At 74.7% G+C, this 11,639-nt stretch carries 7 protein-coding genes; 2 read left to right on the top strand and 5 right to left on the bottom strand.

Annotated elements, in window-relative coordinates:
• Positions 1–51: 51 nt before the first annotated feature.
• Positions 52–3,195, top strand: coding sequence for a discoidin domain-containing protein (locus tag ABZU74_RS13960; protein ID WP_355422691.1), 3,144 nt, complete (start codon positions 52–54; stop codon positions 3,193–3,195).
• Between the two features lie 106 nt (positions 3,196–3,301).
• Here ABZU74_RS13960 and serS read toward each other — a convergent pair whose 3' ends face one another.
• The 5 genes from serS to ABZU74_RS13935 all read right to left on the bottom strand — a co-directional run bounded on the left by serS (position 3,302) and on the right by ABZU74_RS13935 (position 8,657).
• Positions 3,302–4,588 (bottom strand): serine--tRNA ligase, encoded by a 1,287-nt coding sequence (gene serS / locus ABZU74_RS13955; RefSeq protein ID WP_355422688.1) that lies wholly within the window; start codon positions 4,586–4,588, stop codon positions 3,302–3,304.
• 97 nt (positions 4,589–4,685) lie between these two features.
• The gene (locus ABZU74_RS13950) at positions 4,686–5,768 is read right to left on the bottom strand and encodes a MerR family transcriptional regulator (RefSeq protein WP_355422685.1); all 1,083 of its coding nucleotides are present in this window, start codon (positions 5,766–5,768) and stop codon (positions 4,686–4,688) included.
• 25 nt (positions 5,769–5,793) lie between these two features.
• The gene (locus ABZU74_RS13945; RefSeq protein ID WP_355422682.1) at positions 5,794–6,975 is read right to left on the bottom strand and encodes a saccharopine dehydrogenase NADP-binding domain-containing protein; all 1,182 of its coding nucleotides are present in this window, start codon (positions 6,973–6,975) and stop codon (positions 5,794–5,796) included.
• Positions 6,976–7,026: 51 nt separating this feature from the next.
• Positions 7,027–8,175: an alcohol dehydrogenase catalytic domain-containing protein gene (locus ABZU74_RS13940; protein ID WP_355422679.1), complete on the bottom strand. Its 1,149-nt coding sequence runs from the start codon at positions 8,173–8,175 to the stop codon at positions 7,027–7,029.
• Positions 8,172–8,657: a hypothetical protein gene (locus tag ABZU74_RS13935; protein WP_355422677.1), complete on the bottom strand. Its 486-nt coding sequence runs from the start codon at positions 8,655–8,657 to the stop codon at positions 8,172–8,174. Before ABZU74_RS13935 ends, ABZU74_RS13940 begins: the two co-directional genes overlap by 4 nt.
• 135 nt (positions 8,658–8,792) lie before the next feature.
• Here ABZU74_RS13935 and ABZU74_RS13930 point away from each other — a divergent pair, with 135 nt between their 5' ends.
• The gene (locus ABZU74_RS13930) at positions 8,793–11,639 is read left to right on the top strand and encodes a LuxR C-terminal-related transcriptional regulator (RefSeq protein WP_355422674.1); all 2,847 of its coding nucleotides are present in this window, start codon (positions 8,793–8,795) and stop codon (positions 11,637–11,639) included.

Here is an 11,639-nt window from a genome sequence, read left to right as displayed (position 1 = left end):
GAAACGATCGTCAGAGTCTGTCTGACAACGTTGTCACACCGAAGGGCCACCATGCGTATATCCGAATTCGAGTTGAGCAGGCGGCGGCTCCTCATCCTTGGCAGCGCCGTCGGCGCTGGACTCGCCATCGCCCGACCCGCCGCCACCGCCCAAGCCGCGCCAGCCGCCACCACGTCATACGCTGCGGCCACCGGCCCGGTTGCCAACACCTACCACGCGCTGCTGCTCGCCCACACCCGATGGTCCGAGGAGCAGTGGGATCCGGCGATCAACGCGTACCGCCTCGCGGACTTCAGGTTCGCGGTCGTCCTCGGTAACGCGGTCCTGCTCACCTCGCCCGGGTACGACGCGGCGGCAGCAGGCGTCGACCGGGACACGCTGCACGCCCGTACCGTCGCCACCATCCGCCGATTTGCGGCCACCAACCGGCTCGCCGGCGGCACCGAGTGGGGCCGACAGCTCTTCTGGGACAGCACCTTCGAGCTGTACTTCGTCCTGGCCGCCCGACTGCTGTGGTCCGAACTGGACGAGGTGACCCGCAACAACGTTGACCGCATCGCCCGTGGGCAGGCCGCGTACGCCCACTCCCTCGGCACCGGTAACGACCCGCTGAGTGGCAGTTGGACGCCGAACGGCCTCACCGGTGGCTGGATCGGTGACACCAAGCTCGAGGAGATGGGGGTCTACGCCCAGGCGATCGCGCCCGGCCTGGCCTGGGCGCCGGACGACCCCGCAGCCGCGGCGTGGCGCGAGCGGTTCCTGACGTGGACGCTCAACGCGAACGGACTACCGGCAGCCGACCGTGCCAACCCCGCCGTCGTCGACGGGCGGGCGGTCGCGGACTGGAACACCGCCCACAACATCCACGACACGTTCCTGGTCGAGAACCACGGCTCCTTCGGCCCGCACTACCAGGAGGAACTGTGGCGCACCGCGGGTCGTACCGCGGCGCACTTCATGGCCGCCGGCCAACCGCTCCCCGAGGCACTCACCCGGCAGCCCAGCGGCGCCCAGCTGTGGCGGACCATGCGGCTGCTGGCCAGCGACGCCGGCGAACCCTTCATGCCGATGGTCGCGGACCGCTACCACCTGTACGGCCGTGACGTCCTGCCGCTCGCCTTCCTCGCGCAGGTCCAAGGCGACCGGCACGCCGCCCGGGCCGAGGCGGACCTCGCCGACCGGCTCATGCCCTACCTGAACTACCCGCCCGAGAATCGGCTCACCAAGTTCAGCGGCGAGCCGAAGTACGAGCCCGAGGCCCGGGCCGAACTCGCCATCAGCTATCTCTTCCATGCCTGGCGGGCAGCCAACGGCGGCGTGGTCCAGCCGGTCGCCAGCACCGCGTTCTTCGCGGCGGCGGCGGGCACCAGGGACTTCGGGGAGCAGGCCGGGCTGACCGCCCACCAGACAGCGACCGCCTTCGCCGCGGCGGTCAGCAAGACCGGATTCGTCTCGTTCCAGTGGGCCCCCGCCCACGACAACTGGTTGTTCGACACCCGGGCCGCCTCGCTGCTGCCGAGGCAGTCCGCGCCGGTCCTCGGCCGCACCTCCGCCGCGTACACCGTGGCCCGGGACGGTGCCGACGCCACGGCGACCGTTCTCCGCGTCGCCGGCGGCACCGCCGGATACGTCACGCTGCCCACCGGAACGGTCGTGTACGCCACCACCGGCATCGGTGCCGACGAGGGCGCGCTCACCCTGTTCAACCTGGACATGCCCGGCGTACCCGGGCTCACCGGCACCCGTACCTTCACCGGCGAACAGGGGTCCGTCACCCTGGCCGGACAACAGGGCGTCGGCGACGGCGGAACCGACCAGATCAGCTTCGCGCCTCGTCCAGCCCGGTACGTGCGGATGCTCGGCCGATCCCCCGTCAACCAGTACGGCTACTCGCTGTTCGCCTTCGCCGTGCTCGACGCCGGCGGGGTCGACCTCGCCATCGGCCGGCCCACCACGGCCTCGTCCGCCGACCCCGCCTACCCCGCAGCGCGCGCGACCGACGGCAACTCCGGCACCCGCTGGGCGGTCGCCCGCGAGGAACGCGCCCGGGCGGACAGTTGGCTCGCCATCGACCTCGGCGAGTCCATCGACATCAGCGCCGTACGCCTGGACTGGGAGGCCGCGTACGGCACCCGCTACGTCATCCAGACCTCTCTGGACGGCACCGACTGGAGCGACGCGGCGGTGGTGCCGGACAGCCCGACCATCACCGGCTCCTGGCTCGACGTCGACGGACGAGCGGGTCTGGTGGTCCACAACGCCCAGAATCCGATCACCGTGACCGCCACCACCGTCACCCTGTCCAGCGGACCGGCCACCGGCAGCACTCGGTTGATCATCGAGGGGTACGCGGGCGCGAACAGGTCGGCCCTGGCCGCCGCGGCGTCTCGAACTCTGCCCAGCGGGGGTCCGGAGGCGTTGCGGGTGAGTGACGCCGACGGATACCTCAGCCTGTTCAACCTGTCCGACGACGACATCACGGCGGCCGTCACGCTTCCGCAGCGCGCCACGCTGCGGCTGTACCACGGAAGCCAGGTCACCGGCTCGGGGACCACCGACTACCAGGTCGACCTTGCCGCCGCCACCGCACGCGTCGAGCCGCCCCGGTTCACCGCGACCGCGGCACAGCCGGGGAAGGCGATCCCCGCCGGTACCCGGTTCGACGTCACCGACTCGCACCACCTGCGAATCACCGCACCCGCCGGGCACATCGTCATGGTGCAACTGGAGTCCGCGGCCGGCGGCGTCCGGCAGCGAGTGACGGTCCCCGCGGGACGCAGCAGGGATGTCGCGTTCGCGGGCGGGACGGTGACGCCGACCAGCGACCTGGCCCGGTCCCGGACGACCTACCCGACGTCACCGCTCCCGGCCGGCATGACCGACCCGTCGGCCGCCGTCGACGGCGACCCGGGGACCGCCTGGCAACCCGGCCCGAACGGCCGACTAGTGATCGACCTCGGATCGCTCCGGGATCTGGCATCGGTCCGCCTGACCTGGACCCCCGGTCGGCGGCGGCCGATCACCGTGGCCACCTCGGCCGACGGACTCGGCTACGTGACGGTCGCCTCGGTCCCGAAGCCGCGACCCGAGACGACCATCTCGACCAGGTCCTCCGGACGGTACGTGGCGATCGCGGTCGCCGACTGGCAGCCCGGTGACGCCCGGCTGACCCACGCGGAGGTGTTCGGTGCCTGAACCGGCGGGATTGAGCACGGTGTGACACCCGTGGCTCGAACGGACGGCGGCGGGGACCGGTGCGGACGCACCGGCCCCCGCCGCCGTCCGATGCTGCGGGGGCCGGCTAACGCAGGGGGGTCAGCCGGTCGGTGCCCAGGCGGTCCTGCAGGACCTTGGGGATCAGGACGCTGCCGTCGGCCTGCTGGTACTGCTCCAGGATGGCCGGGAAGAGCCGGCTCGTGGCCAGCGCCGACCCGTTGAGGGTGTGCACGAAGCGGGTCTGCTTGCCGCCCGGCTCGCGGTAGCGGATGGCGGCCCGACGAGCCTGGTAGTCGCCGGCCCAGGAGACCGACGACACCTCCTTGTACTTGCCGGTGCTCGGCATCCACACCTCGATGTCGAGGGTCTTCTTCATCGAGGCGCTGGCGTCACCGGCCGAGAGCAGCGTGCGCTGGTAGTGCAGACCCAGCCCCTCGACCAGGCTCTCGGCGTGGGCGAGCATCTCCTCCAGCGCCGCGTCCGCCTGCTCCGGCAGAGTGAACTGGAAGATCTCCACCTTGTTGAACTGGTGGCCGCGCACCGTGCCGCGCTCGTCCGAGTGCGAGCCGGCCGACTCCCGCCGGTAGCACGGGGTGTACGCGAATGCCTTCAGCGGCAGCTTCGGGGTCTCCAGGATCTCGTCCTGGTACGCGCCGAGGATCGCCGTCTCGGACGTGGGCAGCAGGAACTGGCCACGTGGGGCGGACGCCGAATCCAGGTGGTAGACGTCGTCGTAGAACTTGGGGAACTGCCCGGCGGCGAAGCCGGCCGAGTCCAGCAGCAGGTGCGGCGGGAGCAGGAACTCGTAGCCGGCCTTGATGTGCTGGTCGACGAAGTAGTTGAGCAGCGCCCACTCCAGCCGGGCCCCGACGCCGGTGTAGATCCAGAAACCGGACCCGCCGAGCTTGACGCCGCGCTCGTAGTCGACCAGGCCCAGCGCGCGGCTCAGCTCCACGTGGTCGCGGACCTTCTCGATCACCGGCGGCTCACCGAAGGTCTTCACCACCCGGTTGGCTTCCTTGCCGCCGGCCACGACATCGTCGCTGGGCAGGTTGGGCAGCTCACTCATCGCGTCGCGCAGCCGGGCCTGCACCTCGTCCAGCTGGGACTCCAGCTCGGCGAGCTGCTTACGCTCCGCCTCCGGCGCGGCGGCCTGCGGCTCCTCGCCGGCCCGCTTCGCCTGCGCGTACGCCCGGGCCTCGGCCTTGCGGCGCTGCCGCTCGGCGTCGATCTCCGTGATCAGGGCGCGGCGTTCCTGGTCGAGCCGCTGGATCTCGTCCAGGGCCCGGGTGACCTCGGCGGGATCCAGACGCTTCGCCAGCGCGGTCGCCACCGCCTCGCGATCCTTCCGGATCAACTCCATGTCGAGCATGCTGCTCCGTACGCCTCCGTCCGGGGTTCACAGGTGAACCACCAGATGCTACCGTCGCGGGCTTTTCCTCCCTGGACGGGGAGTGCTGGCCGCCGCCTCAGAGCCGGATCGGCATGAGCACCGAGTAGGTGTCCGCGTCGTCCGGTCGGCGGACGGCCAGCGGGGCGATCGGCCCGTCCAGCTCCAGCACCAGTTGCGGCCCGCCGGCCGCGTTCAGCGCGTCCAGCAGGTAACCACCGTCCACCCCGACCCGCAGCGCGTCGGAGCCCAGGTCGGCGGAGGGGAGCAGCCGCAGCCCGCCCTGGTCGTCGACGCCGAGCACGGTGACCGCCCGGGTCGTGCCGTCGTGGTCACGGGCGACAGTGGGGGCCGCCGGGTCGGCCAGCGCGGCGCGCAGGGTGGCAACGTCCACCGGGATCCGGCGCGCGGTCGGCCGCTCACCGACGGACTTGCGCAGCAGCCGGTGGTAGTCCGGGAAGTCGTACGGCAGGGCGGTGCCGGTCACGGTGCGCTCGGCCACCCGCACCCGCAGGTCCGCGCCGGCAACTGTCAGCCGGACCGGCCAGGTGTCGGCGGTGTCGAGCAGTGGCCGGAGCTGGTCGACGAGCGCCACCGGGACGAACACCCGCACCGGTGCTCCGTCGACGTCGGCCGCGGCCCGCGCCAGCGCGAGCCGGTACCTGTCGGTGGCGACCAGCCGGACGCCGTCGGGCTCCACGTCGAACAGCACGCCGGCGAGCATCGGCAGCTCCGGGTCGACGGTGACGGCGAAGCGCACCGCGTCGAGCGCCGTGGCCAGGGCGGCGGGGGAGATCAGCAACGTGGTGGCGGTCGGCGGGGCCGGGTCCAGCAGGGCCCGGAGCCTGTCGACCTCGCGGCGGGCGTCGCTGAGCCCGTCGGCGAGCCGGCGCAGGTGCACGTCGAGCAGGTGGTGCACCACGGACGGCTCGGCGCGTACCGCGGCGGCGATCTCCGGCACCGGCATGCCGATCCGCCGCAGCCCGGCCACCAGCCTGGCCGGGGCGATCTGCTCCTCGGTGTACCAGCGGTAGCCGGTCACCGGGTCGACAAGTGTCGGCTCCAGCACCCCCGCCGAGTCGTAGAAGCGCAGGGCGCTGACGGTCAGGCCGCTGGCCCGGGCCAGCTCGCCGATGCTGTGCAGGTCGCTCACGCCGGGCATCCTGCCCCCTCGACCCGGTTGAGGGTCAAGCCGAGCGGCCCAACACCCGGAAGGTGAGACCGGCCCGGACGAGCCGGTCGAGCAGCGCGTCACCCATCGCGGCGACCGGGGTGAGCTGGCCGGCGGTCGGCGGCAACTCGTCGAGCGCCAGGCACAGCGCCGACTCGGCGAGCATCTTCGCCGTCTCGTCGTAGCCGGGGTCACGCCCGGCGACCTCGGTGACCACCCGCTGCCCGCCGCCGGTGCCGACGAACCGGACCCGGAACCAGGACGACGCCCGCTGCTGAGCGGTGGGCCCCTGCCCGGACGAGAGCCGGCCGAGCAACCAGCGTCGGCTGGGCGGCAGCTTCATCAACCCGATCAGCGCGCCGAGCCCCGCCGCGCCGGCCAGCACGGTGGGCAGCCGCTTCACCGCCGCGAAGTGCCGGTAGCGGAAATCCGGACCATATTCCGGCCGGGCCGCGGCCGAGCGGCGGACCACCTGCGGGTCGATGGTCGGCAGCGGCACCGCCCAGCTGCCCAGCTCCGCCGAGCGGGCCAGCCGGCCGGGCACCGCCCGGACCCGACGGTCGGTGGGGCGCGGCTCGACCGCCCGACGGTCCCGGGCGGCCCGGCTGGCCTGCCCGGTACGCGAGAACGCGGTGAGCGCCGAGTGGTAGGTGCCGGCGGAGAACCGGCCGCCGGCACGCACGTACCCGTCCACAGTGATCGGCACGTCGGCGGGCAGCTGCTTGACGGTGAACCAGACGCCCAGGTCGTGCGGGACGGAGTCGAAGCCGCAGGCGTGCACCAGCCGCGCGCCGGTGCTTGTCGCCTCGGCGTGGTGACGCACGTACATGAGGTCGACGAACTCCGGCTCGCCGGTGATGTCCAGGTAGTCGGTGCCGGCCCGGGCGCAGGCCCCGACCAGCGGCTCCCCGTGGTGGATGAACGGGCCGACAGTGCTGGCCACCACCCGGGCGCTCTCCGCCACCGCCCTTAGGGAGTCGGCGTCGGTCACGTCGGCGGTCAGCAGCGGCAGGTCGGCCAGGCGCGGGTCGATCGTGGCGAGCCGATTGCGGACGGCGGCGAGGCGCTGCGGGTTGCGCCCGGCCAGCGCCCAGCGCAGCTCGGCCGGCGCATGTCGGGCCAGGTATTCAGCTGTCAGACCGCCGGTGAACCCGGTCGCTCCGAACAACACCACGTCGTACGTTCGCTCCACGGCCATCCCCGGAGTCTGTCATCCACCGCCGACGATGAGGTGATCACGAGGGGCCGGTCAGGGCGTGAACACAGCGCGTACGCAGCCGTCGGCCCGGTCCCGGAACAGCGCGTACCCCTCGGGGCCCCGCGCCAACGGCAGCCGGTGGGTGGCCAGGTGTTCGGTCCGCAGCTCGTCGCGGGCCATCCGGTCCAGCAGCATCGGCACGTCCCGCAGATCCGGCCGAGCGGCGCCGCGCAGGGTGAGCCGGCGCTCGGCCAGCGCACCCAACGGGAACGCGTCGACGAACCCGCCCGTCCCGCCGAGCACCACCACCACGCCGCTCTTGCGGCACGCGTGTACGGCCTCCCGCAGCGCGTCCGGTCGGTCGGCGTGCTGGCCGGTGAACCGGTCGGCCCTCGATCGGGCCGGCGGCGTGCCGACCGCCACCACGCACACGTCCGGCCCGCGCCCACCGCTGCGGTCGCGCAGCTCGGCGGCGACGTCGGTGCGGCGGTAGTCGAGCGGCTCGGCGTCGGAGTGAAGCGCGGCCATCCGCAACCGCTCCTCGTGCCGGTCCACGACCAGCACCCGGGCGGCGCCGCGCAGCACCGCCGACCGGGCGGTCATCTGGCCGACCGCTCCGGCGCCCCAGATCGCCACCACGTCGCCGGGGCGGACCGCACCCAACTCGGTGGCGAGCCACCCGGTCGGCGCCGCATCCGCGGCGAACACCGCCCGGTCGTCGTCGACGGCGTCCGGCACCCGGAACGCGCTCACGTCGGCGTACGGCACCCGCACGTACTCGGCGTGACCGCCCGCGAAGCCGCCCGCCGCCCGGGGCCGGCCGAAGCAGCCGGCGTCGGAGCGGGCCCACTCGGGGTCGGCGCTGGCCAGGTCGGCATGGGCGTTGTCGCAGCAGGAGTGCAGGCCCCGGCGGCAGTACCAGCAGCCACCGCAGGCCACGCCCGCGCCGACGACCACCCGATCGCCGGGGCGGTGTCGGCGGACCCCGGGGCCGACCTCGACCACCTCGCCCAGGAACTCCGCGCCGAGCACGTCGCCGGCCCGCAGCAGCGGGTGCCGGCCGGCCAGCAGCGGCAGGTCACCTCCGCAGGTGGCGCTGCGCCGGACCCGGACGATGACGTCACGCTCGTTGCGCAGCTCCGGGTCGGGCACCTCGCGTACCGCCAGCTCGCCGGCGGCCACCCAGCACAGCGCCCTCACCCGTGGACCTCGGGGCGGTCCAGCGCGGAGCGGTCCGCGCGGAGCACCTCGCCGGCCTCCACCCGTTGCTTGGTCTGGCGCAGCGTCCGGCGGACCAGCAGACCCGGGTCGTCGCCGACCAGGTGCGCGGCCAGGCCGGTGGGCGGGGTGACGCCGGCCAGCGGCCGGGCGGCCAGCTCGGTGCCCCGGTCGCCGGGCGCCGGCCGCACCCGGACCTCGACCGCCCCGTCCAGGCGGCGCAGCGGCTCCGGCCAGCGGCCGTCCGGAAGCACCTGCTCCGGCGGCCGGTCGACGGTCACCACCTCCCACCGGGCCGCCGTGGCGACCTGCCCGTCCGCACCGCCCCGGCCACGCGCGGCAGCGCCGCCGTCCGCGCCCGGCCGGCCACCCCGACGGGGTACGCGCAGCAGCCGTGCCGCCCCGGCCAGCGCCGCGCCGCCGATGGCGGGTCCCGCCCGCGCCAGCCGTCCCATCGGTACCACCCGTCCTCCCGGTTCACGTCCCCCGATCGTCGGTCGGGGCCGGGTGAAGCGCGCTCGCCCGGAAGGGGTGAACCGGCCCGCGCCGGGTAACCGCTCGCCGACCGGGGGCGGAGCGCGTGGTGGGGGTGGGGCTGGGTGCCGGAGCAGAATCACGTACGGGTCGAGCCGGCATCGGGGCCACCGCTGTTGGCGTCCCGGCTGACGCCGGCCGTGCCGCCGGAGCCGGTGGTGGCCCGGCCCCGCCTGCTACGCCGGTTGGACGAGGGCAGCGCGGGACCGGTCACCCTGGTGGCCGCCCCCGCCGGCTGGGGCAAGACCACACTGCTCGCCTCCTGGGCGCGGTTGGGCGGCGCGCCGCCCGACGTGGAGCCGGGCGCGGTCGTCCCTGACTCCGGTGACCTGTCGGTTTCGTCCTCCGACGACCCGGTCTCGGCATGGATGTCGGTGGAGGCCGGCGACGACTCCGACCGGCTCTGGGCGTACCTCGCCGCGGCGCTGCGCTCGGCGACCGGGTCGGCCGAGGGCGGCCCGGTGCCCGACCGGCCGCCGCGCCCCGACCAGTTGGAGGCGCTGGCCGCCACGCTCGCCGCCGCCGATCGGCCGGTGCTGCTGATCCTGGACGACCTGCACCGGGTCGCCGACCCGACGGCCCTGACCGGCCTGGAGTTCCTGCTGCGGCATGCCGGGCGTCGGCTGCGTCTGGTGATCGGCGCGCGGGCCGGACTGCACCTGCCACTGCACCGGCTCCGGCTCGCCGGCGAGCTGACCGAGATCGGCCCGGACGAGCTGGCGTTCACCGACGACGAGGTGGCCGACCTGCTCACCGCCCACGCCGCCGCGCTGCCGGCGACCGCCGTGCACCGGCTGCGGGAGCGCACCGGCGGCTGGCCGGCCGCGCTGCGCATCGCGGCCCTGGCGGTACGCGGACAGCCCGACCCGGAGCGCTGGGTGGGGCAGTTCGGCGGCGACCAACCGGAGATCGCCGGCTACCTGCACGAGGAGGTGCTCGCGACGCTCGACCCTGCCGCGCAGGACCTGCTGCGCCGTACCGCCCTCGTCGACAGCGTCTGCGCCGACCTGGCCGAAGCCCTGACCGGCCGCCCCGACGCCGGGCAGGCGCTGGCCGACCTGGCCGGGACCGGTGGTCTGCTGCACCGGGAGGACACCAGGCCGCCCTGGTACCGGTGCGAGTCGCTCCTCGCCGACCTGCTCCGCGCCGACCTGGCTCGGTTGCCCGCCGACGAGCTTCGCGAGCTGCACGACCGGGCCGCCGACTGGTACGCGGGCGACGGCCGGCCCGCCGATGCTCTGCGGCACGCCCTGGCCGCCGGCCGCTGGGACCTGGCCGGCGACCTGTTCGTCGCCCACTGGCCGGAGCTGACCCGCTACGACCGGGACCCGGTGCACGCCCCGGCGCCCGCGTCAGCACCGGAGGAGGTGATCCGCGCCGACCCGGAGGTGGCGTTGGCGTGCGCCGCCGAGCGCGCGTACGCCGGTGACCTGCCGGCCGCCACCGGTCACCTGCGGGCCGCAGCCGGGCACGCCGCGGGCCTGCCGGTGCCGCGCCGGGATCGGTTCCTGCGGTTGGTCACCGCGCTGGAGTTGACAGTCGCCCGGCTCGCCGACGACCGCGCTGAGGTCCGGGCCGCCGCCGCTCGCCTGCTGCGCACCCGCCCGGCGGAGGCCACGCCGACCCGGGTGCCGGCCGGGGTGTCCGGTTCCGCCCCGACGTCCGGTGGTGGCGGTGCGGCCGACGACCTGGACCTGCGGGCGTTCACCGGCACCGCGCTGGGGCTTGTCGAGTTGGCCGACGGCGCGCTGCCCGCCGCCCGGTTCGTCCGGGCCCGGGCGGCGGCCCGGGAGGCCGACCGACCGCGTACCGAGCTGGTCGCCGCGAGCCGCGCCGCGCTGCTCCTCGCTGTGCGCGGCGAGCTGCGGGTGGCCGAGCGGGCGGCCCGGGACGCCCTCGGCATGCCGCCCCGGAAGGGCTGGTCCTGTCGGCTCGACTGCGGCTACGCGTACCTGGCTCTCGCCGTGGTGGCGCTGCTGCGCGACCAGCCTGAGGAGGCTACGGCGAACCTCGCCCTCGCCCTCCCGGCGCTCGACGTGGCGGGCGGCTGGGCGGGCGACCCCGAGATGAGCGACGACTGGGTGGCCGCCGCCTCCGACGAACCGGTGGCGGCAGCGGTGGCGGCGCTGTGCCGGGCGCAGCTGAGCCGCGACTCCGGCGACCCGGCGGCCGGCCAGCGGCTGCTAGTCCGGGCCCGGGAGGTGCTGGCCGACCGCCCGTCCACCGCCGAGTTGGCCGGCCTGCTGCGCGCCGCCGAGGCCGAACTGCGGGCCGTGCGGGGCGACCTGGACTCTGCCCGCGACCTGCTGACCGGCGCCGCCGACGAGGGGGCCGAGCCGGTGCTCGCGGTGATGTTGGCGAAGGTGCAACTGCTGGCCGGCGACCCCGCCGCCGCCGGGCGGACCCTGCCGGACTGGCAGGCGCCGGCCGCCACGGCCTGGCCGCTGCCGGTACGCCTGGACGCGGGGCTGCTGAACGCGGTGCTGGCCGAGCGCGCCGGGGACGGGCGTCGGGCGGGTCGGATCCTGGAGCAGACACTGGACCTGGCCGGGCCGCAGGGCTGCCGAAGGGTCTTCACCCGTGCCGAACCACAGGTGCGGGACCTGCTGGCCGCCCACCTGGACGCGGGCACCGCGCACTTCGCGCTGGTCAGTGACCTGGTGCGGGGCGCGGGGCAGAGCACCGCCGGGCCGGCTGCCGGGCCGAGGGGCACGCTCGACGAGCCCCTCACCGAGCGGGAGCTGACCATCCTGCGCTACCTGCAGAGCATCCTGTCCAACGTGGAGATCGCCAGCGAGCTGTCCCTCTCGGTCAACACGGTGAAGACCCACGTCCGCAACATCTACCGCAAACTCGACGCGACCCGCCGGCGCGAGGCGGTCCGGCGGGCGCGCGAGTTGCGGCTGATCTGA

Origin of the sequence: Micromonospora sp. NPDC005171 (assembly GCF_040608575.1) — a bacterium.
Classification (GTDB): Bacteria; Actinomycetota; Actinomycetes; order Mycobacteriales; family Micromonosporaceae; genus Micromonospora.
The sequence above is the reverse complement of the archived record's forward strand: the minus strand, read 5'-3'. Positions and strand labels throughout refer to the sequence as shown.